The following is a 21,615-nucleotide window of genomic DNA, read 5'->3' on the forward strand; positions in this document are numbered from 1 at the left end:
GCTTCGGCTTCGCGGAGAATACTGATGATCTGTTCGTCGGAAAAACGCTTCTTCATGGGGATGTCCTCATGTGGCTTATGAAGACATTACTAACATCGGGGTGTACTAATCAACGGGGAGCAGGTCAATATTGCTCTACCTTCGAGGATTAGCATAACTACAGACGAAAGGATGTAGGAAGGGTAATAGGAGTTAGGTAGAGTTAGCATGTGGTCAATCATCGTCAGATGGTTGGGTACATGGTTACATACCGCGCACAGCGAAAAGGTGATTTACGCCGTGGCGTAATATCGCTTGTGCAACCGTGAAACGGTGGCAAAGGCATTGCACAATACAAGAGGTAACGCTGGCGCTGGTTCCTGAGCGGAACGTGGGTGTCCGGGAAGCCACCAAACGGCGTACCAGGACATTTCCCCTTTAGTGACGGCGAAGAGCCGCCAGCAAATAATCTTTGCGACAAGCGCAAAACATAAAGATCATTTTTATTAGGTTATTATTATTAACTTATTATTATCGGGTATCAGACTTGATAGGGGCAGAGGTATCAAAGTTGATAGGGGTACTCCTGTCAGAGTTGATAGGGGTATCAAGATTAATAGGAGTTCCTGCATTATTTATTGCGAAAGAACGTTTCCAAAGTGTTGCACACATACATCAACCTGCTATCTATCGAAAATAAGAAAACGGTATTTTTAGTTAGAGATGCTTCTTATCCATAGAAAATCATGAACGTTTTAAAGAGATATTACTGGCCTTTAAGGTCAAAACACTGTGCCATTACCCAATCGCCTAACTTTTCGTTATAGTCCTTTAATGCTGAATCCAGAACCCGACTGGCAGTTGGTTTATTGCGCGCGTCAGCGGTTGAGGAGGCAAGTGCGCCAAGTTCCTCGCAAGAAACGGCGACGTTATTATCAAGTATCTGTACGATCTGAGGCATAAGCTCTTTTTTGACTGCATTAACATCCCGATACGATGCTAAAAATGGATCAGGTTTGCCCTTGATAGTTAAGACACGTTCACTACTTTCTCGGAAATGTGCCTCCGCCACTAATAGATCCATACGGGTATCCCCTACTGCTTTTACACTTGTTACAGCTAAAACACTTGCGATGATAATGTTTTTCATTATGATTTCCTTTGAAGTTGGCTATACATCCGCCATATGTGTTATTAACACACTAACTGCCTTATCTACGCCTAACATTTATCCAGAATAGCTAATCTTAATCCCGTAATGTGCATCAACAGCAAGAATAATCGTACAAAAAATGATGGCTAAATCATAGAGTTATTCCTGCGTAAATCACTATATAATAACCATGTTTAGAAGTAACCAAAGTGAATATGTAACTTTCATTGTAAGAATGCTAACTCAGCCAAACCGTTATGTGATGCGGGATACAGCGCTATTTTGTCATGAAAACTACTTTGCACTCGTGCCGGATTCGTTGAACGAGTATTCTCGAAAGATTACTCCGCTGATTTTTCCATGCCAAAACCCGCCAATTAGTTAGCATTCTAATCATTCCGTTATGAAATCAACTCAAATGGTAATCAATCTCATCTGCGGTGCAATATCTCACTCCGATAGGACATTCAGGCTATCTGTCCTATTAATCATGCAATAGAAACAATCACTTATGTTTTAGCTCGATTTATTGGCCTATATTCGGCTATTCCTGGTGCAAAATCAGTTACCAAAAATAAATATCTTGACAAAACAATCATTTCATGAAAATAAAATCCACTTTTATTTTTACATATAAATCAATGCGTTAGATATTTGAAGAATCTGACAGGTGCAAATGGGGCTGGCTCTTCAAGGCCGTTCAGCACCTCTCGCAACCGCGTTCCCCTAAATCGGCTTTAATCGCGTTTAATGTCCCTTAATACCCTTGAAATCCTGCCAATAAGACATTTTTGTTAATATGCAAAATTGATCTTGCTATCTATCTGTTTTTGATCAATATTCACACCATCGAGACAGATTAAGGAGGTAGAGAAATGGCAATCAGTAAGGGTGCAAAACGCACAGACGGACTTGAGAGTGCCGATCAGGTGGCTCTGGTAGTAGAAGAAATCGCGAAGAAGAGCCAGACAGTGGCGGATCTCTTCCTTATCGGAGTAGAGACACAGCTTCGCGGCGTAGATATGCGTTCCTGGCGTTGGGAAGAGCTGGATATTGGCAGCAAGGTGCTACGTATCACCCAGGACAAGACAAAAGAAGCGGTAGAGGTGGAACTCACGGAAACAGCAAGGGAGGTACTCAAGGCTCGTTATAACGAGCGCGGGGATAACGTGTATGTATTCCAGAATGACAGCAACCGGAGCAAGGGTAAGCCGATCAGCCGTTCTAAAATCCATGCGGAGATCCAGTATGCAGTGGAAAAGCTAAAAATGCGGGGCTTGCTTCCACAGGATGCAGTGATCGCCATGCACAGCGCACGCAAGACCGTAGCGGCTATCGCTCACGCACACGGCGAAGATCTGGAGGTGATTAGTAAGATGTTGGGGCATCGCTCTACCGAACACACACGCGCCTATCTGGGCATCACTCAGGCGAAAGTAGACGCACTACGAACGAAGTATTCAACGGGCATTAAGAGAGGGACACGCGCATGAAACACTTGCTCGTGCTGGCGTTGGCATTATTACCAGCCCTGGCGACTGCCGGACAGATAACCCTGATTCTCAGTGATGAATAGGAGACAGGCAACGCGAAGGTTTGCGTTTATTCCAACGCCATCTTTACCGAGACAGTGACGTTCAGGCCGTCGCAGCAATGCCGCTACACAATGACCTTTGAAGAGGAGTAACGATTGAAAGAGGAAGACAAACCAATCACCAGCTTTATCTGGTGTGTTGCATAAGTAATCATCCCTTGTAATCACGTAGGATCATAGACAATATCCACCACCAGCGGCGACGCAGCCAACTAACATCACTGAACAGCTTCCCATCAGATGTAGTCACGTACACCCCTCCGCGATGATGCACCTTATTATGGTGAGCCTTATTGATGAATGGTACTTCTAAGATCATTTCATCACGGGCTTTTAATCGACGTGGCAACATGGGGCTGATCATGTATTCATCGCAATGTTCGTTAGAGCAATCGCTAAGGCGTCCGCTTGGGGTTACTACGCCCGCCGAACTTAACGTCACATCGTGAGCGCTTTTATTGGAAACGTAAATTCTGTCTTCATACTGATCGCAACCTAAGAAAAGGCGTAGAGCTGTTCTGGATTTTAATATCTGGAAAGCGGATAGTACAAAACCCGCCCATGCAGCAAGCATGGTTAGATTATCAACATTAAGCAACCAATCTTTCAAAGTTTCATTCCTTGTGATCAAAGATAATTAGTTGTCTCTTGATGCTGCATGTAAGAGAACGGATAGCATGAAGTGACAAACTTTACTTTCGATGAAGCAACACTTCGAGACGTTGCCTCACACCATAGCCCATCAATACCTTGAGACACACTGCGAGACTCAACTCTACAAACCAACAGATCGGCTACTGATCTTGAACCGACCACGCAAACAGCAATATCGGCAGCACTACGGCTGCTCACTTCACAGATCCACGCCATAGACCCTACTCCTGTTTATTTTTATCCCCGTTATCTTGCCGCATGGATTCTATAAACTCCCGCTGTTCCTGCGTGAATGCAAGCTCATCCAGCAAGCGATCTAACTCTTCTTTGGGTGATTCCTTTTGAATCTGTCTGTTGCCGATCGCCATGCTCACCCTTGATTCATTAGGATTAATCTTAGGTTAACCAGGGTGCATATAATGCGCAACTAACAGATTTTGGAAATGAGAAGTCATAAACCCTCGGTAATGATATCCAGTAAAGACATGTACCAAGGAAGACATTAACAGCAGGGAAAGGTGTACATACATGATGAGTGTCGCGATGTGGCTAATGGCTGTCACACAAGCTGGTAACAACCATTAACCGAAAAATATTAAATCATTGATTATAAATGATTTAATATTTATCTTGTGCGCCTTCACAGGCGTCTGGTGTACTTTATGAAATAATGAGCTAACTTAAAAAGCATCTCATTGTCATGTAAGTACTTATTACATTAAAGGGTGTCTCATTTAGTACACCCGCATAAACGTGACCCGGCATATTACATTAACTTCGAAAGGAATGCTTCTTCACGTTTCATTTGTTTAAGTCTGGCTGCTGATAGTCTGGGCCAGGACTCATTGGTTATGAACCCGGTTTCCCGAAACATCCCTTTTGTCCGAAAAGAGTGAACGAGCCTTTGATACAATTTTACTTTAGTTCGACCATTATTGCCCATGAAGTAATTGTATGTAAAATAGTCACCTCGTTAATTTCCATTAAGAATAGAGGGATTTATGGCAATGGGTTTTTACCTTCGGGTGGGTGACCCGACTACCTGCAGAGGGAAGATACTGACCGGGGATGAAACGCTAAGTTGGTATGGTGTAGCCGGAGCGCGGGAAGGTGACCTGGTTTCATGCGGCAATCATCCGGGGACATATAAAATATTAGGAGGCACATCTGACACGTGGGACGATGGAAGAAGACTGGCGGGAACACTGGACAGCGTCAGTTCCTGTCCGTGTAAGGCCAGGTTCATCCCTACTATTCCTGACTGTTATGAACAAGATACTCTCTCTTCGTTGAAACATTCAGGTATCACAGAAGAGATCCTTACATCAACATTTCTCCCACAGTCAGATCCTGAACAACATGCACAGGCAGCGAAGAAGCAAAATAGCTTTGCTGACACCTGCAAGCCAGAAGATAACCCGCTACTTAACGGCGTTTACCTCTGGACTGAAACAACAAGTGCAGGTCATGCTTTCGTTTCGGTGCATGAGAATAACAGCATTTATCTCTACACCTATGGACGCTATGGGCGTACTGATAAAAGTACCTTCACTGGGGATGGAATTTTAGACTTTTTCCAAGATGAAGATGCGCGTAAGTATTACCGATACGAACTTTATGAAATGGGTGCTCGCGCTTTCCGCATTGATGATGCAGATTCTAAAAGAACCCGTAAATTCTTCGAAAACCTTTGGATTGGCGGTGTAGCACCAATTCAAACGCCAAACATGCAAGACGGTACAAAGCGAAGAGGCCGCACGATTGATAAGTATGATGTGACTGGTAGCAACTGTACCACCCACTCAGTTGAGGGGATCAAGTTTGCTGGCTCAAAGTTATTCGATCACGGTTACACATCCACGACAACACAGCTACCAATCAACATAGAAGAAGATTTTACTATTCCGGTATCACTGCAAAGTTATCTTGAATCAAAGAGTGCAGACTTCTCCTCAATGCTCGTTGTCGAAATGACTAATACATTCAAACAGCAGTACCCTAACACCGAGAAAAATAGCCCTCAACCAATGGGAGGGAGTGCAAAAATTCAACAAGCTGCTGCCGATTCCGCTGCTGTTGCAGGCTCAACATCCCCATACTCAGGCGGTACAGTTGGCGGTTCATTGGGAAGCACTTACGATGATGAATAAGAAGTTCTGGATCAGGTGGATGAGTATCGCGCTGATCTGCGTAGCGTATTACGTTATCGTGCTTTATTTCGATCTTGTCTTCGCTCTTAACTTTTCAGAGACAATGAGCCAAGGCGGAGAATTTACCCCTTCTCAATGCACCTGGTTTGTTAAGGAGCTCTCGCAAAATCACTCTGATTCGGCTTTAGCCTCTATCATTGGTTTCGCTGTATGCGTCCCTCTGATCCTGCTCATCTTCAAAAAAGTGAGATGACCGGCAAAGGCTGGAGATATCCAGCCTTTGCCCCTTTTCCCTGATTTTAGACAATAGAAGCCATAAAGCCCCGTTTGCGATACAGCAACATACGGAGTCGTTAAGCAAAAAACGAAGGAAAAGGTGTAAATTCATGATGGGAATCGAGATGTGACTAATAGCTGTCACACAAGCTGGTAACAACCACTAATCAAAAGAGATTAACTCATTGATTATAAATGATTTAATATTTATCTTGTGCGCCTTCACAGGCGTCGAATCAGGTCAAACCAGGGCTATGCCCTGATTTGACGGCCGCGTAGTATAGCTGCTTACACCTTTACAAGAAAGGCTTAACATCGCCCACGCCTTCGCGAATCACTTCCGGTGCATCTTCCGTTAAGTCGACAACCGTGGTCGGCTGCTGACCGAGGTAACCGCCATGAATAATCAACTCAACTACCTTTTCCAGACGGTCTTTGATCTCTTCCGGATCGGACTCGGTGAATTCACTGCCGGGCAGCATCAGCGAGGTTGAGAGCATCGGCTCACCCAGCGTTTCCAGCAAGGCCTGGGCAATCGGGTTAGACGGCACACGCATCCCGATGGTTTTGCGCTTTTCCTGTAACAGACGGCGCGGAACCTCTTTCGTCCCTTTCAGGATGAAGGTGTAGTTGCCCGGCGTGTTATTTTTAATCAGACGAAATGCCACGTTATCGACATAAGCATAGGTCGATAGCTCAGAGAGATCCCGGCACATCAGGGTAAAGTTGTGACCGTCCGGCAACTGGCGAATACGGCAAATACGCTCCATCGCCGCTTTATCTTCAATCTTACAGCCCAGCGCATAACCCGAATCCGTCGGGTAGACGATAACGCCCCCTTTACGCACGATCTCCACGGCCTGATTGATCAGGCGCGGCTGCGGATTATCCGGATGAATATAGAAAAACTGACTCATACTTCCCTCTCTTCAAGTTGCTGTGGCTGTTCCCAGAGCTGCCAGACAGGCTCAACGCCTGCGGGTAACCAAAGCTTGCGTCCCAGTTCTATCCACGCACAGGGCTGATGAAAATCTGAGCCTTGTGACGCCAGCAAACCAAACTGGCGGGCGTAGGTCGCAAGCTGCGAACGCTCGTTGGGCGCCTGCTGACACTGGGCGACTTCCATCGCCTCGCCACCGCATTCGGCAAAATGCGCCAGCAGTCTTTTCAGCCATTTAGCAGAAAGATTATACCGCCCCGGATGGGCCAGCACGGCCTTACCGCCAGAATGATGAATCACATCAATAGCTTGTTTTATTGTACACCACTGTGGCGGAACGTATCCGGTTTTCCCGCGAGCCAGATAGCGTTTAAAGACATCCGCTATCGTTGTGGCCTTGCCCGCCTCAACCAGAAAACGGGCAAAATGACCGCGCGTTACCGCGCCCCCGTTTGCCAGCCTTTGTGCCCCTTCCAGGGCGCCCGGAATATGCGCCTTTTCCAGACGTTCAGCGATCATTTCTGCGCGCTGGTTGCGGCGCGTTTTTTGTTCTTGCAAAAACGCACACATTACCGGATGGTCTATATCGATGTTCAGGCCAACAATATGGATTTCGTGATTCTCCCAGACGGTCGATATCTCGACGCCAGGAACCAGTTTGAGTGCCAGACCACTGCGGGCAATCTCGGCGCGCGCGGCTGGAATGGCATCGGTTGTATCGTGATCGGTTATGGCCAGCGTGCCAACCCGCATTTCAACGGCACGATGCACCAACGCTTCGGGCGTCAGCAGACCATCGGAGGCCTGGGTATGGCTGTGTAAATCATAAATTACGGCGTAGGTGGTATCGCTCAAAGCACTTCCCGTCACAGGTTAGAGACATCTTAAAAGCCCATGATACCGACTTGCCACGAAATTCTGAAATCAAGGGTTGACAATACGCCATCGAACTAGTTAACTAGTACGCAAGTTCACACGAGAAAGGTATCTGAAAATGACTGCACATTTCACTCTGCACGGTTGGTGGCGCACTTCCTGATTTCCGGGCAGTGTCACACGTCTGCGTACAGCAAACAGATACCCGCCCGCTCATCAGCGGGCTTTTTTTTGAACAGAATAAATGAGAACAACATAATGCAAACAGCCAAACCACACCTCGAATTGCTGACCAGCGAGGCGGCCTATCGCCACAACCCAACCGCGCTGTTTCATCAGGTCTGCGGTGCGCGTCCAGCCACGTTGTTACTGGAATCCGCCGATATTGACAGCAAAGACGATCTCAAGAGCCTGCTGTTGGTGGACAGCGCGCTGCGCATTACGGCGCTAGGTGACACTGTCACTATCAAAGCATTATCGGATAACGGTGCGGCTCTGCTGCCGTTACTGGATGCGAGCCTGCCTGCTGGTATCGAAAATGAAAACCATCCTGAAATGCGCGTTCTGCACTTCCCGCCGGTGAGCCAGCTGCTGGACGAAGACGCACGCCTGTGCTCTCTTTCCGTTTTTGATGCCTTCCGTCTGCTGCAAAATCTGGTCACCGTGCCGGAAGATGAACGCGAAGCAATGTTCTTTGGCGGGCTGTTTGCTTACGACCTGGTGGCCGGGTTCGAAGATTTACCGGACATTGAACAGGGTAACCGCTGCCCCGACTACTGCTTCTACCTGGCCGAAACCTTACTGGTGATCGACCACCAGAAAAAAAACACCCGTATTCAGGCAAGCCTCTTCACGCCATCCGCGACAGAGAAAAAACGCCTTGAGCAGCGTATTGAGCAGTTGCAGCAACAAATGACCGAAGCGCCGCCTGCGCTGCCTGTACATCGTGTCGAGAAAATGACCTGTGAGGTTAATCAGAGCGACGATCAGTACGGTGCCGTGGTTCGCCAGATGCAAAAAGCGATTCGCGCCGGAGAAATTTTCCAGGTTGTTCCTTCCCGTCGTTTCTCTCTGCCCTGCCCGTCGCCGCTCGCGGCCTATGACGTGCTGAAAAAGAGCAACCCAAGCCCGTACATGTTCTTTATGCAGGACAACGATTTCACCCTGTTTGGCGCATCCCCTGAAAGTTCACTGAAATATGACGCCACCAGCCGCCAGATTGAGATCTACCCGATTGCCGGAACCCGTCCACGCGGCCGTCGAGCCGATGGCTCGCTGGATCGCGATCTCGACAGCCGCATTGAGCTGGAAATGCGTACCGACCATAAAGAGCTCTCCGAGCATCTGATGCTGGTTGATCTGGCCCGTAACGACCTGGCGCGCATTTGTACCCCTGGCAGCCGCTACGTGGCGGACTTGACCAAGGTCGACCGCTACTCGTTTGTTATGCATCTGGTATCCCGCGTGGTGGGCGAACTGCGCAGCGACCTCGACGTGCTTCACGCCTACCGCGCCTGTATGAACATGGGCACGCTGAGCGGCGCGCCGAAAGTCCGCGCCATGCAGCTGATCGCGGCGGCTGAAGGGCGCCGTCGCGGCAGTTACGGTGGTGCAGTGGGCTACTTCACCGCCCATGGCGATCTGGATACCTGCATTGTGATCCGCTCCGCCTACGTTGAGGACGGTATCGCTACCGTGCAGGCAGGCGCAGGGATTGTTCTGGATTCTGTTCCGCAGTCTGAAGCTGACGAAACCCGCAGTAAAGCCCGCGCGGTATTGCGCGCCATTGCTACCGCACATCACGCACAGGAGATTTTCTGATGGCTGACATTCTGCTGCTCGATAACATCGACTCTTTTACCTATAACCTGGCAGATCAGCTGCGTGCGAATGGTCACAACGTCGTTATCTATCGTAACCATGTTCCGGCACAGACGCTGATAGACCGTCTGGCAACCATGCAAAACCCGGTGCTGATGCTCTCTCCTGGCCCAGGTGCCCCCAGTGAAGCGGGCTGTATGCCGGAGCTGCTGACCCGTATGCGCGGTAAACTGCCGATTATCGGTATCTGCCTGGGTCACCAGGCGATTGTGGAAGCCTATGGCGGCTACGTGGGTCAGGCAGGTGAGATCCTGCACGGCAAAGCCTCCAGCATTGAACATGACGGCCAGGCGATGTTTGCCGGCCTGCCAAATCCGCTGCCGGTTGCGCGCTATCACTCCCTGGTGGGCAGCAACATCCCGGCCGGGCTGACCATTAACGCGTCGTTTGAAGGGATGGTAATGGCCGTGCGTCACGATGCGGATCGCGTCTGCGGCATGCAGTTCCATCCGGAGTCGATTCTCACGACCCATGGCGCGCGACTGCTGGAGCAGACGCTGGACTGGGCGTTGCAGAAACTGGAGCAGACCAACACGCTGCAACCGATTCTGGAAAAGCTGTATCAGGCGCAGACCCTGAGCCAGCAGGAGAGCCACCAGCTCTTTTCTGCCGTGGTTCGCGGTGAGCTGAAACCTGAACAGCTGGCGGCCGCACTGGTAAGCATGAAAGTGCGCGGCGAAAGCCCGCAAGAAATCGCCGGTGCCGCCACGGCCCTGCTGGAAAATGCCGCCCCCTTCCCGCGCCCGGATTATCAGTTTGCGGATATCGTCGGCACCGGGGGTGATGGCAGCAATAGCATCAATATCTCCACCGCCAGTGCCTTCGTGGCCGCGGCGTGTGGCCTGAAGGTGGCGAAACACGGTAACCGCAGCGTCTCCAGCCGCTCGGGCTCGTCCGATTTGTTGGCTGCCTTCGGCATTAACCTGGATATGAACGCCGAACGCTCCCGTGAAGCGCTGGACGATCTGGGCGTCTGCTTCCTGTTTGCGCCGAAGTATCACACCGGTTTCCGCCATGCGATGCCGGTTCGTCAGCAGCTCAAAACACGCACGCTGTTTAACGTACTGGGGCCGCTGATCAACCCGGCGCACCCGCCGCTGGCGCTAATTGGTGTTTACAGCCCGGAACTGGTTCTGCCAATTGCCGAAACCCTGCGCGTGCTCGGTTATCAGCGCGCGGCAGTAGTTCACAGCGGGGGAATGGATGAAGTGTCCCTTCACGCGCCAACTCTCGTTGCGGAACTGCGCAATGGCGAAATCCTGAGCTACCAGCTTGAAGCCGCCGACTTTGGTTTAACGCCGTATCATCAGGAGGCGCTGGCAGGCGGCACGCCGGAAGAAAACCGTGACATTCTCACGCGCTTATTACAAGGTAAGGGAGAGGTCGCCCATGAGGCAGCCGTGGCAGCCAACGTGGCCATGCTGATGCGATTGCACGGCGAAGAGGATCTCAAAGCCAACGCACAAAAAGTTCTGGACGTACTGCGCTCTGGTGCAGCTTACGATCGCGTTACCGCACTTGCGGCAAGAGGGTAAAGAATGCAGACCGTTTTAGCGAAAATCGTTGCCGATAAGGCCATCTGGGTGGAAGCCCGCAAAGCGCAGCAGCCGCTTGCCAGTTTTCAGAACGACGTCGTCCCAAGCAGCCGTCGTTTCTATGATGCCCTGCAGGGCGCGCGCACCGCATTTATTCTTGAGTGCAAAAAAGCCTCCCCATCGAAAGGCGTTATCCGTGAGGATTTCGATCCGGCGCGTATTGCCGGCATTTATAAGCATCATGCGTCGGCGATCTCCGTGCTGACGGATGAGAAATATTTCCAGGGCAGCTTCGATTTTCTGCCTGTTGTCAGCAGCATCGCGCCGCAACCGATTCTGTGCAAAGACTTTATTATCGACCCGTATCAGATCTGGCTGGCGCGTTTTTACCAGGCTGACGCCTGCCTGCTGATGCTCTCGGTACTCGACGACGAGCAGTATCGCCAGCTGGCTGCGGTGGCGCACAGCCTCAACATGGGCGTGCTGACCGAGGTGAGCAACGAAGAAGAGCTGGAGCGAGCCATTGCACTGCAGGCGAAAGTGGTCGGGATTAACAACCGCGATCTGCGCGATCTGTCAATTGACCTGAATCGTACGCGTCAGCTGGCACCGCGTCTGGGTTCTGGCGTGACCGTTATCAGTGAATCCGGGATCAACAGCTACGCCCAGGTGCGTGAGCTGAGCCACTTTGCCAACGGTTTCCTGATTGGCTCTGCGATGATGGCACATGACGATCTCAATGCCGCAGTGCGTCGGGTGCTGTTGGGTGAAAACAAAGTGTGCGGCTTAACCCGCGAACAGGATGCCCAGGCCGCCTATGAGGCGGGGGCTATTTACGGCGGGTTGATCTTTGTGGACGCCTCACCGCGTGCGGTGAGCGATGAACAGGCACGCAAGGTGATAGCGGCAGCCCCACTCAGCTATGTGGGCGTCTTCCGTAACGCTGATATTGCGGACGTTACGGCAAAAGCCGAGGCGTTATCCCTTAGTGCAGTACAACTGCACGGTGATGAAGATCAGGCATACATCGATGCCCTGCGTGCCGGGCTGGCTCCTCAGGTTCAGATCTGGAAAGCGCAGAGCGTGGGCAGCACCCTGCCAGCACGTAACCTGAATCATGTTGATAAATACGTGCTCGATAACGGCCAGGGCGGTACAGGCCAGCGTTTTGACTGGTCACTGCTGAACGGCGAAGTGCTGGACAATGTCCTGCTGGCGGGTGGACTTAGCCCGGACAACTGTGTGGAAGCAGCCAAAACCGGCTGCGCGGGCCTCGATTTCAATTCAGGCGTAGAGTCGCAACCGGGCATCAAAGATGCCAGTAAGCTGGCCTCGGTATTTAAAACTCTGCGTGCATATTAAGGAAGAAAAAATGACGACATTACTAAACCCGTATTTTGGTGAGTTCGGTGGGATGTACGTTCCGCAGATCCTGATGCCCGCACTGCGCCAGCTGGAAGAAGCGTTTGTGAGCGCACAGAAAGATCCAGCGTTTCAGGCTGAATTTACCGACCTGCTGAAAAACTACGCGGGCCGTCCAACTGCGCTGACCAAATGCCGTAACCTGACTGCCGGCACCAAAACCACGCTGTACCTCAAGCGTGAAGACCTGCTGCACGGCGGCGCGCATAAAACCAACCAGGTGTTAGGACAGGCGCTGCTGGCAAAACGGATGGGCAAAACCGAGATCATCGCCGAAACCGGCGCGGGTCAGCACGGCGTGGCATCAGCACTGGCAAGCGCCCTGCTTGGCCTGAAATGCCGTATCTATATGGGGGCGAAAGACGTTGAGCGTCAGTCTCCGAACGTATTCCGTATGCGTCTGATGGGCGCAGAAGTGATCCCGGTTCACAGTGGTTCAGCCACGCTGAAAGATGCCTGTAACGAAGCGCTGCGCGACTGGTCTGGTAGCTATGAAACCGCGCACTACATGCTCGGCACAGCCGCTGGCCCGCACCCGTTCCCGACTATCGTGCGTGAATTCCAGCGCATGATTGGCGAAGAGACCAAAGCGCAGATCCTTGAAAAAGAAGGCCGTCTGCCGGACGCGGTGATTGCCTGTGTGGGCGGAGGGTCAAACGCCATCGGGATGTTCGCTGATTTTATCGACGAAACCCGTGTTGGCCTGATCGGCGTGGAGCCAGCGGGTCACGGGATTGAAACCGGTGAGCACGGCGCTCCGCTGAAACATGGCCGCGTGGGGATCTACTTCGGCATGAAAGCGCCGATGATGCAGACCGATGAAGGTCAGATTGAAGAGTCGTACTCCATCTCTGCCGGTCTGGATTTCCCGTCCGTCGGGCCACAGCATGCGTTCCTGAACAGCACCGGACGCGCGGACTACGTCTCCATCACCGATGACGAAGCGCTGGAAGCGTTTAAGACGCTGTGCCGCAGCGAAGGGATCATCCCGGCACTGGAGTCCTCGCATGCTCTGGCGCATGCGCTGAAAATGATGAAAGAAAACCCGGAAAAAGAGCAACTGCTGGTCGTTAACCTTTCCGGTCGCGGTGATAAAGATATCTTCACCGTTCACGATATTCTGAAAGCACGAGGGGAAATCTGATGGAACGCTACGATAACGCATTTGCACAACTGAAATCCCGCCAGGAAGGCGCGTTCGTTCCCTTCGTAACCCTGGGCGATCCGGGCCCGGAACAGTCGCTAAAAATTATCGACGCCCTGATTGAAGCCGGTGCCGATGCGCTGGAGCTGGGGATCCCGTTCTCTGACCCTCTGGCGGATGGCCCGACCATTCAGAACGCCACTCTGCGTGCCTTTGCCGCGGGCGTAACCCCAACGCAGTGTTTTGAGATGCTGGCCGCGATCCGTCAGAAGCACCCGACCATTCCGATTGGCCTGCTGATGTATGCCAACCTGGTCTTTAACCGCGGAATCGACGAATTTTATGCCGAGTGCGCGCGGGTCGGCGTTGACTCCGTGCTGGTGGCCGACGTCCCGGTTGAAGAATCTGCACCGTTCCGCCAGGCTGCTATGCGTCATAACGTGGCGCCGATTTTCATCTGCCCGCCAAACGCCGATGACGAACTGCTGCGCCAGATTGCCTCTTACGGCCGTGGTTACACCTACCTGCTCTCCCGCGCGGGCGTGACGGGTGCTGAAAACAAAGCCGCGCTGCCGCTGCATCATCTGGTTGAAAAACTGGCTGAATACCACGCAGCACCTCCGCTGCAGGGATTCGGCATTTCATCCCCGGATCAGGTTACGGCGGCAATTGACGCAAAAGCGGCAGGCGCGATCTCCGGCTCTGCTATCGTCAAAATCATTGAGAAGAACGTGGACAAACCCGAGCAGATGCTGGCTGAACTCAAAGCATTTGTTACGGCGATGAAAGCCGCAACGCGTAAAGCCTGATCCTTCCACCGTCTGGCGACTCAGCCAGACGGTCTTCCTCTTATATTCCCGCTATCACTTAAGCGTTACGCCAAAATTGATCCCATCGATATTTTCGGCGTGAATGGCTTTTCAAACCTTGCCGTAAGCGTATGATTTGGTCTCTTTTCGGCTTTAAACCTTCTGAGTTCAGAGGCTTACTCATGTCATGGCAATACTTCAAACAGACTTACCTGGTTAAGTTCTGGTCACCAGTACCGGCCGTCATCGCGGCGGGGATCCTTTCCACCTACTATTTCGGCATTACCGGCACCTTCTGGGCCGTGACCGGCGAATTCACCCGCTGGGGTGGGCAACTGCTGCAGCTCGCTGGCGTACATACCGAGGAGTGGGGTTACTTTAAGCTTATTCATCTGGACGGCACGCCGCTGACCCGCATCGACGGTATGATGATTATCGGCATGTTCGGGGGCTGTTTTGCCGCCGCGCTGTGGGCTAACAACGTTAAGTTGCGAATGCCTAAAAGCCGGATACGCGTTATGCAGGCGATTGTCGGCGGCATGATTGCCGGATTCGGCGCCCGTCTGGCGATGGGGTGTAACCTGGCCGCTTTCTTTACCGGCATTCCACAGTTTTCGCTGCACGCCTGGTTTTTTGCTGTCGCCACGGCGATTGGCTCTTACTTTGGCGCGAAGTTTACCCTCCTGCCGCTGTTCCGCATTCCGGTCAAAATGGTGAAGGTCAGCGCTGCCTCGCCGCTGACGCAAAAGCCTTCTCAGGCGCGTCGTCGTTTTCGTCTCGGCATGCTGGTCTTTTTCGCCATGGTCGCCTGGGCGCTCTGTACGGCGCTCAACCAGCCTAAGCTGGGCCTGGCCATGCTGTTCGGTGTCGGTTTCGGCCTGCTGATAGAACGTGCGCAGATCTGCTTCACCTCGGCGTTTCGCGATATGTGGATCACCGGCCGTACAATGATGGCCAAAGCGATTATTGCGGGCATGGCGGTAAGCGCCATTGGCATCTTCAGCTATGTGCAGCTGGGTGTTGAGCCGAAAATCATGTGGGCTGGTCCGAACGCGGTGATTGGCGGCCTGCTGTTTGGCTTCGGAATTGTACTGGCTGGCGGGTGTGAAACCGGCTGGATGTACCGCGCGGTTGAAGGTCAGGTGCATTACTGGTGGGTAGGTCTGGGGAACGTCATCGGCTCCACCCTGCTGGCCTGGTACTGGGACGATTTGTCTCCGGTGCTGGCCACGAACTGGGACAAGGTGAATCTGCTCAGCACGTTTGGCCCGCTCGGCGGGCTGCTGGTGACCTACGCCCTGCTGCTGGTCGCTTTTTTACTGGTTGTCGCGCAAGAGAAACGTTTCTTCCGCCGTGCCACGGTTAAACCTGAACCCCAGGAGAATGCAGCATGAAAGAGATTGTGCCTGACTACCGCCTTGATATGGTCGGTGAACCGTGTCCTTACCCGGCTGTCGCCACGCTTGAAGCGCTCCCGCAGCTTCAAAAAGGGGAAATTCTGGAAGTGGTGAGCGACTGCCCGCAGTCCATCAACAACATTCCTCTGGATGCCAAAAACCACGGTTACACCGTACTGGATATTCAGCAGGATGGCCCAACCATTCGCTATCTTATCCAGAAGTAAACCGCCAGGTGACGGGGGGCGTCCCCCCGTCAAAAAAGCTGCCTCACCTCCCATTTTGATGGCGAATACAGCGCCACTGAAAATGGCAGCACTACACTTAAAGTGGATAAAAAACAAACAGGAGGTGAGGTATGTTTAATTCAATTTTAGTCCCTGTCGATATCTCTGAAAGTCGTCTGACCGAACAGGTGATTCCCTATGTTCAGGCAAACGCAGCAATCGGTAACGGTAAAATCCATTTTCTGACGGTAGTGCCTTCTTTCCCTTACTATTCATCGCTTGGGCTGGCGTATTCGGTTGAAATGCCAAAGCTGGCGGAGATTCAGGAGGAAGCCCTTACGAAGCTCAAAGAGATGGTTAAGCAGTTCAATTTACCTGCCGATCGTGTGGAGACACACGCCATTTCAGGTGCGCCTAAAGATCAGATCCTGAAGCTGGCTGACAGTATCAACGCTGACCTCATTATCATTGCGTCCCATCGACCGGATATCACAACCTACCTTTTAGGTTCAAACGCGGCGGTTGTGGTACGCCATGCAAAATGCCCGGTGCTGGTTGTACGCTAGCGAGGCTGGTGAGAAACTTAAGCCCCGGTATACCGGGGCTTATTTAAAACGTTTTACAATAAAATTTTCGATAAACGGACTTAACAATGAAAAAAGTAGTGATGGTGGTATGCCTTGCCACAGCAATAACGGGCTGTGCTCCTCTCGCGCCTGAAGGTTGTCAGAAGAAAACCGCTCTCGACTCGTGCTCCTATAAGCAGTCCGGTAAAGTCTCCGATAAGGATATCTATGGTCAACAGGCTGCCGCGATAAAGAAAGCGCTGGACTCGGCGCTGGCCGATCCACACGCCTGGAATGGTAAGCAATGCAACATGCATCTCGACTTTACCGTCGACGGGCTACTGCAGAACCTGGAGATAAAAGGCGGAGACAAAGCGTATTGCCAGGCTTTAGCCGACGCGGCAACACGGGCCACCTTCCCGCCCTTCACAGACGAGCGTGTATTTCAGGATATGGGTTCTGCCCGCTGGAACATGGAGGGGCAACCGTAGAGGTAAGCCGGTAGAAAGACTGGCCATGTTCTGGCCAGTCCCGGAAAGGAGAATCAGAAACGATAACCCGCAGAGAACATAAATACCCATGGATCCAGACGGGTACTGATGCTCTGTTGCTGTCCGCCTGCCTTGAAGCGGACATCGGTATCGATATCCATATACCAGACCGAGGCGTTAATTAACCAGTCGCGGTTAATGAGATAGTCCATCCCCACCTGTCCTGCCACGCCCCATGAATCTTTCAGGCTGAGATCGGTCAGCCCGGCCTCTTTACCGGTATCGTTGAATTTCTCATCAAAGAAGGTGGTGTAGTTCACGCCTGCGCCAATATAGGGGCGCAGTTTGCTGCTTGAGTCACCAAAGTACCACTGCGCCATCAGCGTTGGCGGCAGATGATGCACCGTGGCGATATCACCGGTTGGGCCTAAACCAACGCGATGACGGAATGGCGTCGCTGCCAGAAGCTCAACGCCAATGTTATCCGTCGCCATATACGTGAATGTTAAACCTAACTGGGTATTGTTGCTGACGTTAAAGCCCCCCATCCCCAGCACGTTATCAGAACCTTCAGTTGGACGTACCGTTGCCGAACCGGCACGAATAAAGAATTCACCTGCTTCATGCGCATACGCGCCGCCAGAGAGACTGCTTAAGATAAGGGCTACCACCGCTAATTTTTTCATATCCGCTCCATCGTTGTGGTTTTAGCTGCGGATGAGAATATACTCACAAATGAGTAATAAGTGATCTGTCACAGATCACATTAAAACCAGTAACTTAACATTCATTGATCTGGGTTAATTTTTGGTGACACACCGTAAGGCCAAAAGTTGTTCTTACGTCAATTTTTGGCATTTCCCGGTTACAAAATTTTCTGTTTCCCCCCTCTTGCTCTTCGAATGGCGGCTGGATAATTTAGCGCTCTCACAATGTGATTTGATGCGTTCTTTTTTGCAGGTGTGCCATGAGTGATATGAACCCGTGCATGACGTGCGGAGCCTGTTGTGCGTATTTTCGAGTCTCTTTCTACTGGGCCGAAGCCAGCGATGGTGGCGGTACCGTTCCGGTTCATCTCACTGAACCGTTATCCCCCTTTTTGCGCTGCATGAGCGGTACGAATCAAAAGCAGGCCCGCTGTGTGGCGTTACAAGGCGAGCCAGGCGTGTCGACCCGCTGCTCCATCTATGAGGATCGCCCCAGCCCGTGTCGGGACTTTGCGATGTCTGGCGAAGAGGGTCAGGTCAACGAAGCCTGTAATCGCGCCCGCGCGCGCTTCGGATTACCGCCGCTTTACAAAGATATGCTTTTCCATACAAGCCTTGATGCTGCCACGACCGCGTTATCCGGTGTACAATTGCCGGCTAATTAACACCTGCAATACTCAAGGAGAGTGCATGTCTATCACGGCGAAGTCTGTCTACCGTGACACGGGAAACTTTTTCCGCAATCAGTTCGTAACCTTTTTACTGATCGCGTTGTTATGCGCCTTTATTACGGTGGTGCTGGGTCACGCGTTCTCTCCGAGTGACGAACAGATCGCCAGCCTGAGCCAGGGCGACCATCTTGCAGGTAGCGTGGGGTTGTTTGAGCTGGTGCAAAACATGACGCCAGAGCAGCAGCAAATCCTGCTGCGGGCCTCTGCGGCATCGACTTTCTCTGGACTGATCGGCAATGCCATTCTCGCGGGCGGTGTTCTGCTGATGATCCAGCTGGTTTCTGCAGGCCACCGCGTCAGCGCCTTACGGGCGATCGGTGCCAGCGCGCCGGTATTGCCTAAGCTGTTTATCCTCATCTTTTTAACCACCCTGCTGGTGCAGATGGGGATCATGCTCGTTGTGGTTCCAGGCGTGCTGCTGGCTATCGTCCTCGCGTTCGCTCCGGTGATGGTGGTGCAGGACAAAATGGGGATCTTTACCGCCATGCGCAGCAGCATCAAACTGGCATGGGCCAATATGCGCCTGGTGGCACCGGCCGTAATTAGCTGGCTGCTGGCCAAAACGCTCCTGCTGCTGTTTGCCCCAAACTTTGCAGTCTTAACGCCGAACGTCGGTGCGGTGGTAGCCAACACGCTGAGTAATCTGATTTCAGCGATACTGCTGGTTTATCTGTTCCGCCTGTATATGTTAATTCGTCAGTAATCCTGTGGCCGGGTGCATCGCAGCACCCGGCCACACACAGAAGATGGAATCACAGAATGAAGCAGTTTCTTGATTTTTTACCGCTGGTCGTGTTTTTCGCGTTTTATAAGCTGTATGACATTTATGCAGCCACGATGGCGCTGATCGTTGCTACCGCTATCGTGCTGATCTACAGCTGGGTTCGCTATCGTAAAGTCGAAAAAATGGCTCTGATTACGTTCGCACTGGTGGCCGTGTTCGGTGGGCTTACGCTGTTCTTTCACAACGATGAATTCATTAAATGGAAAGTCACCGTGATTTACGCGCTGTTTGCCGGTGCATTGCTGATCAGCCAATGGGTAATGAAAAAGCCACTGATCCAGCGCATGCTGGGTAAAGAGCTGACGCTGCCACAGGAAGTATGGTCCCGTCTGAATATCGCCTGGGCGCTGTTCTTTATTCTTTGCGGCCTGGCGAATATCTACATCGCCTTCTGGCTGCCGCAGAATATCTGGGTCAACTTCAAGGTCTTTGGCCTGACGGCGCTGACGCTCATCTTCACTCTGTTAAGCGGTGTCTATATCTACCGGCACATGCCGCAGGATGATAAACACTGATGAATCCCCGACCAGAACGTGCACAACAGGCGTTCTGGTCTATTCTCTCCTGCCAAAAATCATAGTAGCATCCCGCCTGAAGTCTTCAGTTACGAGTTTAAAACAATGACAACAAATGACGCCCCTCAGGGCGAACTGGTTTTACGCACACTGGCAATGCCTGCGGACACGAATGCCAATGGCGATATTTTTGGCGGCTGGCTGATGTCGCAAATGGATATGGGCGGCGCAATTCTGGCAAAAGAGATCGCGCATGGTCGCGTTGTGACCGTCCGGGTGGATGGGATGACCTTCCTGCGCCCGGTCGCGGTGGGTGATGTGGTCTGCTGCTATGCACGCTGCGTCAAGCGCGGTAATACTTCCATTTCCATTAACATTGAAGTCTGGGTGAAGAAGGTCTCATCTGAACCGATTGGACAGCGTTATAAAGCAACAGAAGCGCTGTTTATTTATGTGGCAGTCGATAGCGAGGGCAAACCCCGGCAGTTGCCTCAGGCCTGATCTTCAGGCATAAAAAAGCCTCCTTGCGGAGGCTTTTCTTATTCCATCTGCGCCCCGCCGTTCAGGCGGAAAACAATATTAACGATCAACCCACTGCCTGGTTTGCCTGGCTCATAACGCCATCTGCGCATCGCCGATTTCACTTCACGCTCAAACATATTTGAAGGCTGAGCAGACAAGATTTCCACGTTATCAACACGCCCGTCCGGGGTGACGTCAAATTTGACCCGCACGCGACCTTCAATGCGCAACGCCTGAGCACGAGGAGGATATTGCGGCTGGTTGCGGCTCACGGCGCGCGGGCCAGCGGGCGCGGTTGGCGTCGGTTTTGCGGTCGCGGGCGTGTTATTCATCAACGGACGCGAAGGCGCTGTGTTTTCTACCCTCTGCGTAGCGCGTGGTTCAACCGGACGTTCTTCCCGTTTAGGGCGCTCCTCCACCTTTTTCACCGGTTTTGGTTTCGGCTTAGGCTTCGGTTTGGGTTCTGGCTTATGGATCACCACCGGCGCTTCCTTTGGTGGCTCCGGAACCGGCTCAGGTTCTGGTTCTGGTTCTGGCTCAGCAACCGGCTGCGGCGGTGGTGCAACCTGCGGCGGCTCAAGATCCGCAGGCGAGACCATCGTCACTGAAATGGGCTGCGAAGGCGCTGGCATTTCAATAACCTGATGAACCGAGGTATAGAGCAAACCCGCCACGACAGCACCGTGAATCACGACAGAAAGCAGCGTCGGCCAGGGAAAGCGGCGAGGTAAATCAAGGGTCATCGAAGTCATAATCATCAACGTTAAAAAACCGAATCCTGATTTTAAATGCAAATAGCAATCATATTCAATAAGACACTTTGTTCTGGCGCAATTTAGGCGCGGGAGAGGCCAAAAAAGAGGCATTCAGATCAGGGTATTAACATTGTTTTTATTTTACATTGCAGTCAGTTGTCCTTTCACATAACGTAACTGACACTTTTAATGGTTAAGGAGCTTCACCGTGTTTTACGTGATTTACTCTGAAGATGTCGCTGATTCCCTGGAAAAACGCCAGTCTGTACGCCCTGCTCACCTCGCACGCTTACAGTTGCTACAGGATGAAGGGCGTTTACTGACTGCGGGCCCTATGCCGGCCGTCGACAGCAACGATCCGGGTGCTGCCGGTTTTTCTGGCTCCACGGTGATTGCCGAGTTTGAATCCCAGGAGGCCGCTCAGGCCTGGGCCGATGCCGATCCGTACGTTGCTGCGGGTGTGTATGCGAAAGTGACGGTTCGACCGTACAAAAAAGTGTTTTGATA

Annotated in this window: 24 protein-coding genes, 1 pseudogene and 1 other annotated feature; of the genes and pseudogenes, 18 read left to right on the forward strand and 7 right to left on the reverse strand. The window is 52.0% G+C overall.

Annotation, left to right across the window (positions count from 1 at the left end; all coding sequences use genetic code 11):
- Positions 1-745 precede the first annotated feature (745 nt).
- Complete coding sequence (locus tag APU11_RS19960) at positions 746-1,129, reverse strand: hypothetical protein (RefSeq protein WP_060578706.1); 384 nt, start codon at positions 1,127-1,129, stop codon at positions 746-748.
- Positions 1,130-2,007: 878 nt separating this feature from the next.
- On the opposite strand from APU11_RS19960, the gene APU11_RS19965 reads away from it, so the two are divergent.
- Both APU11_RS19965 and APU11_RS29005 read left to right on the forward strand, forming a co-directional pair.
- Positions 2,008-2,625: a tyrosine-type recombinase/integrase gene (locus tag APU11_RS19965; RefSeq protein WP_060578707.1), complete on the forward strand. Its 618-nt coding sequence runs from the start codon at positions 2,008-2,010 to the stop codon at positions 2,623-2,625.
- Positions 2,622-2,819 (forward strand): annotated as a pseudogene (locus APU11_RS29005) (hypothetical protein). Before APU11_RS19965 ends, APU11_RS29005 begins: the two are co-directional and overlap by 4 nt.
- 58 nt (positions 2,820-2,877) lie before the next feature.
- Here the strand turns inward: APU11_RS29005 and APU11_RS28410 are convergent.
- Together APU11_RS28410 and APU11_RS28625 are read right to left on the reverse strand one after the other, a co-directional pair.
- On the reverse strand, positions 2,878-3,336 hold the full coding sequence (locus APU11_RS28410; protein ID WP_127869000.1) for a hypothetical protein: 459 nt from the start codon (positions 3,334-3,336) through the stop codon (positions 2,878-2,880).
- 265 nt (positions 3,337-3,601) lie between these two features.
- Entirely contained in the window at positions 3,602-3,748 is a 147-nt protein-coding gene (locus APU11_RS28625) for a hypothetical protein (protein WP_058679376.1), read from the reverse strand.
- 633 nt (positions 3,749-4,381) lie between these two features.
- Here APU11_RS28625 and APU11_RS19980 point away from each other — a divergent pair.
- Together APU11_RS19980 and APU11_RS19985 are read left to right on the forward strand one after the other, a co-directional pair.
- The gene (locus tag APU11_RS19980) at positions 4,382-5,530 is read left to right on the forward strand and encodes a PAAR domain-containing protein (RefSeq protein ID WP_060578708.1); all 1,149 of its coding nucleotides are present in this window, start codon (positions 4,382-4,384) and stop codon (positions 5,528-5,530) included.
- On the forward strand, positions 5,520-5,783 hold the full coding sequence (locus APU11_RS19985; protein WP_035942059.1) for a hypothetical protein: 264 nt from the start codon (positions 5,520-5,522) through the stop codon (positions 5,781-5,783). The genes APU11_RS19980 and APU11_RS19985 overlap by 11 nt, the downstream gene beginning before the upstream one ends.
- A 319-nt stretch (positions 5,784-6,102) precedes the next feature.
- On the opposite strand, the gene APU11_RS19990 is transcribed toward APU11_RS19985, so the two are convergent.
- The gene (locus tag APU11_RS19990; RefSeq protein WP_013096362.1) at positions 6,103-6,723 is read right to left on the reverse strand and encodes an L-threonylcarbamoyladenylate synthase; all 621 of its coding nucleotides are present in this window, start codon (positions 6,721-6,723) and stop codon (positions 6,103-6,105) included.
- The gene (gene rnm / locus APU11_RS19995; RefSeq protein ID WP_013096361.1) at positions 6,720-7,601 is read right to left on the reverse strand and encodes an RNase AM; all 882 of its coding nucleotides are present in this window, start codon (positions 7,599-7,601) and stop codon (positions 6,720-6,722) included. Before rnm ends, APU11_RS19990 begins: the two co-directional genes overlap by 4 nt.
- Positions 7,602-7,761: 160 nt before the next feature.
- Positions 7,762-7,855, forward strand: a sequence feature (Trp leader region).
- A 25-nt stretch (positions 7,856-7,880) separates the two neighbouring features.
- On the opposite strand from rnm, the gene APU11_RS27775 reads away from it, so the two are divergent.
- The 9 genes from APU11_RS27775 (at position 7,881) to APU11_RS20040 (ending at position 17,094) form a co-directional block, all read left to right on the forward strand.
- The gene (locus APU11_RS27775) at positions 7,881-9,443 is read left to right on the forward strand and encodes an anthranilate synthase component 1 (RefSeq protein ID WP_045903110.1); all 1,563 of its coding nucleotides are present in this window, start codon (positions 7,881-7,883) and stop codon (positions 9,441-9,443) included.
- On the forward strand, positions 9,443-11,038 hold the full coding sequence (gene trpD, locus APU11_RS20005) for a bifunctional anthranilate synthase glutamate amidotransferase component TrpG/anthranilate phosphoribosyltransferase TrpD (RefSeq protein ID WP_020690934.1): 1,596 nt from the start codon (positions 9,443-9,445) through the stop codon (positions 11,036-11,038). Before APU11_RS27775 ends, trpD begins: the two co-directional genes overlap by 1 nt.
- A 3-nt stretch (positions 11,039-11,041) precedes the next feature.
- Positions 11,042-12,400 carry a bifunctional indole-3-glycerol-phosphate synthase TrpC/phosphoribosylanthranilate isomerase TrpF gene (gene trpCF / locus APU11_RS20010; protein WP_058650759.1) on the forward strand — a complete coding sequence of 453 codons (1,359 nt, stop codon included), beginning with the start codon at positions 11,042-11,044 and terminating at the stop codon, positions 12,398-12,400.
- Between the two features lie 10 nt (positions 12,401-12,410).
- On the forward strand, positions 12,411-13,604 hold the full coding sequence (gene trpB / locus APU11_RS20015) for a tryptophan synthase subunit beta (RefSeq protein WP_013096356.1): 1,194 nt from the start codon (positions 12,411-12,413) through the stop codon (positions 13,602-13,604).
- Positions 13,604-14,413: a tryptophan synthase subunit alpha gene (gene trpA / locus APU11_RS20020; RefSeq protein WP_020690931.1), complete on the forward strand. Its 810-nt coding sequence runs from the start codon at positions 13,604-13,606 to the stop codon at positions 14,411-14,413. The genes trpB and trpA overlap by 1 nt, the downstream gene beginning before the upstream one ends.
- Positions 14,414-14,595: 182 nt before the next feature.
- Positions 14,596-15,807 (forward strand): selenium metabolism membrane protein YedE/FdhT, encoded by a 1,212-nt coding sequence (gene yedE, locus APU11_RS20025; RefSeq protein ID WP_029883576.1) that lies wholly within the window; start codon positions 14,596-14,598, stop codon positions 15,805-15,807.
- Positions 15,804-16,037 carry a sulfurtransferase-like selenium metabolism protein YedF gene (yedF, locus tag APU11_RS20030; RefSeq protein WP_013096288.1) on the forward strand — a complete coding sequence of 78 codons (234 nt, stop codon included), beginning with the start codon at positions 15,804-15,806 and terminating at the stop codon, positions 16,035-16,037. Before yedE ends, yedF begins: the two co-directional genes overlap by 4 nt.
- 131 nt (positions 16,038-16,168) lie before the next feature.
- The gene (gene uspF, locus APU11_RS20035; RefSeq protein ID WP_013096287.1) at positions 16,169-16,603 is read left to right on the forward strand and encodes a universal stress protein UspF; all 435 of its coding nucleotides are present in this window, start codon (positions 16,169-16,171) and stop codon (positions 16,601-16,603) included.
- Positions 16,604-16,689: 86 nt separating this feature from the next.
- A complete protein-coding gene (locus tag APU11_RS20040) occupies positions 16,690-17,094 on the forward strand; it encodes a cell envelope integrity TolA C-terminal domain-containing protein (RefSeq protein ID WP_058650760.1) in 405 nt (134 codons plus the stop codon).
- A 53-nt stretch (positions 17,095-17,147) separates the two neighbouring features.
- On the opposite strand, the gene ompW is transcribed toward APU11_RS20040, so the two are convergent.
- Positions 17,148-17,780 (reverse strand): outer membrane protein OmpW, encoded by a 633-nt coding sequence (ompW, locus tag APU11_RS20045; RefSeq protein WP_058650761.1) that lies wholly within the window; start codon positions 17,778-17,780, stop codon positions 17,148-17,150.
- Positions 17,781-18,061: 281 nt separating this feature from the next.
- On the opposite strand from ompW, the gene APU11_RS20050 reads away from it, so the two are divergent.
- From APU11_RS20050 to yciA, 4 genes are all read left to right on the forward strand, one after another.
- The gene (locus tag APU11_RS20050; RefSeq protein WP_058650762.1) at positions 18,062-18,466 is read left to right on the forward strand and encodes a YkgJ family cysteine cluster protein; all 405 of its coding nucleotides are present in this window, start codon (positions 18,062-18,064) and stop codon (positions 18,464-18,466) included.
- A 25-nt stretch (positions 18,467-18,491) separates the two neighbouring features.
- Positions 18,492-19,235 (forward strand): YciC family protein, encoded by a 744-nt coding sequence (locus tag APU11_RS20055; RefSeq protein ID WP_013096283.1) that lies wholly within the window; start codon positions 18,492-18,494, stop codon positions 19,233-19,235.
- A 56-nt stretch (positions 19,236-19,291) separates the two neighbouring features.
- On the forward strand, positions 19,292-19,831 hold the full coding sequence (locus tag APU11_RS20060; protein ID WP_013096282.1) for a septation protein A: 540 nt from the start codon (positions 19,292-19,294) through the stop codon (positions 19,829-19,831).
- A 105-nt stretch (positions 19,832-19,936) separates the two neighbouring features.
- Positions 19,937-20,332, forward strand: a complete 396-nt coding sequence (gene yciA, locus APU11_RS20065; RefSeq protein WP_013096281.1) for an acyl-CoA thioester hydrolase YciA — start codon at positions 19,937-19,939, stop codon at positions 20,330-20,332.
- Positions 20,333-20,370: 38 nt separating this feature from the next.
- Here yciA and tonB read toward each other — a convergent pair whose 3' ends face one another.
- Positions 20,371-21,096 carry a TonB system transport protein TonB gene (gene tonB / locus APU11_RS20070; protein WP_013096280.1) on the reverse strand — a complete coding sequence of 242 codons (726 nt, stop codon included), beginning with the start codon at positions 21,094-21,096 and terminating at the stop codon, positions 20,371-20,373.
- 220 nt (positions 21,097-21,316) lie between these two features.
- Between tonB and APU11_RS20075 the strand changes: the two genes are divergently transcribed.
- Positions 21,317-21,613: a YciI family protein gene (locus APU11_RS20075; RefSeq protein WP_008502794.1), complete on the forward strand. Its 297-nt coding sequence runs from the start codon at positions 21,317-21,319 to the stop codon at positions 21,611-21,613.
- Positions 21,614-21,615 lie beyond the last annotated feature (2 nt).

The sequence above is a fragment of the Enterobacter sp. 50793107 genome (genome assembly GCF_001463365.1).
Lineage (GTDB): Bacteria > Pseudomonadota > Gammaproteobacteria > Enterobacterales > Enterobacteriaceae > Enterobacter > Enterobacter cloacae.

What these genes read in the sequence shown, in the direction of transcription:
- trpD (WP_020690934.1), top strand. Translation starts at nt 9,443, where the DNA reads ATGGCTGACATTCTGCTGCTCGATAACATCGACTCTTTTACCTATAAC.
- APU11_RS20055 (WP_013096283.1), top strand. Translation starts at nt 18,492, where the DNA reads ATGTCTATCACGGCGAAGTCTGTCTACCGTGACACGGGAAACTTTTTC.
- yciA (WP_013096281.1), top strand. Translation starts at nt 19,937, where the DNA reads ATGACAACAAATGACGCCCCTCAGGGCGAACTGGTTTTACGCACACTG.
- trpCF (WP_058650759.1), top strand. Translation starts at nt 11,042, where the DNA reads ATGCAGACCGTTTTAGCGAAAATCGTTGCCGATAAGGCCATCTGGGTG.
- APU11_RS20040 (WP_058650760.1), top strand. Translation starts at nt 16,690, where the DNA reads ATGAAAAAAGTAGTGATGGTGGTATGCCTTGCCACAGCAATAACGGGC.
- APU11_RS19985 (WP_035942059.1), top strand. Translation starts at nt 5,520, where the DNA reads ATGATGAATAAGAAGTTCTGGATCAGGTGGATGAGTATCGCGCTGATC.
- APU11_RS19965 (WP_060578707.1), top strand. Translation starts at nt 2,008, where the DNA reads ATGGCAATCAGTAAGGGTGCAAAACGCACAGACGGACTTGAGAGTGCC.
- APU11_RS27775 (WP_045903110.1), top strand. Translation starts at nt 7,881, where the DNA reads ATGCAAACAGCCAAACCACACCTCGAATTGCTGACCAGCGAGGCGGCC.
- APU11_RS19990 (WP_013096362.1), bottom strand. Translation starts at nt 6,723, where the DNA reads ATGAGTCAGTTTTTCTATATTCATCCGGATAATCCGCAGCCGCGCCTG.
- APU11_RS20060 (WP_013096282.1), top strand. Translation starts at nt 19,292, where the DNA reads ATGAAGCAGTTTCTTGATTTTTTACCGCTGGTCGTGTTTTTCGCGTTT.
- yedF (WP_013096288.1), top strand. Translation starts at nt 15,804, where the DNA reads ATGAAAGAGATTGTGCCTGACTACCGCCTTGATATGGTCGGTGAACCG.
- uspF (WP_013096287.1), top strand. Translation starts at nt 16,169, where the DNA reads ATGTTTAATTCAATTTTAGTCCCTGTCGATATCTCTGAAAGTCGTCTG.
- trpB (WP_013096356.1), top strand. Translation starts at nt 12,411, where the DNA reads ATGACGACATTACTAAACCCGTATTTTGGTGAGTTCGGTGGGATGTAC.
- APU11_RS28625 (WP_058679376.1), bottom strand. Translation starts at nt 3,748, where the DNA reads ATGGCGATCGGCAACAGACAGATTCAAAAGGAATCACCCAAAGAAGAG.
- APU11_RS20050 (WP_058650762.1), top strand. Translation starts at nt 18,062, where the DNA reads ATGAGTGATATGAACCCGTGCATGACGTGCGGAGCCTGTTGTGCGTAT.
- APU11_RS19980 (WP_060578708.1), top strand. Translation starts at nt 4,382, where the DNA reads ATGGCAATGGGTTTTTACCTTCGGGTGGGTGACCCGACTACCTGCAGA.
- APU11_RS19960 (WP_060578706.1), bottom strand. Translation starts at nt 1,129, where the DNA reads ATGAAAAACATTATCATCGCAAGTGTTTTAGCTGTAACAAGTGTAAAA.
- trpA (WP_020690931.1), top strand. Translation starts at nt 13,604, where the DNA reads ATGGAACGCTACGATAACGCATTTGCACAACTGAAATCCCGCCAGGAA.
- tonB (WP_013096280.1), bottom strand. Translation starts at nt 21,096, where the DNA reads ATGACCCTTGATTTACCTCGCCGCTTTCCCTGGCCGACGCTGCTTTCT.
- yedE (WP_029883576.1), top strand. Translation starts at nt 14,596, where the DNA reads ATGTCATGGCAATACTTCAAACAGACTTACCTGGTTAAGTTCTGGTCA.
- ompW (WP_058650761.1), bottom strand. Translation starts at nt 17,780, where the DNA reads ATGAAAAAATTAGCGGTGGTAGCCCTTATCTTAAGCAGTCTCTCTGGC.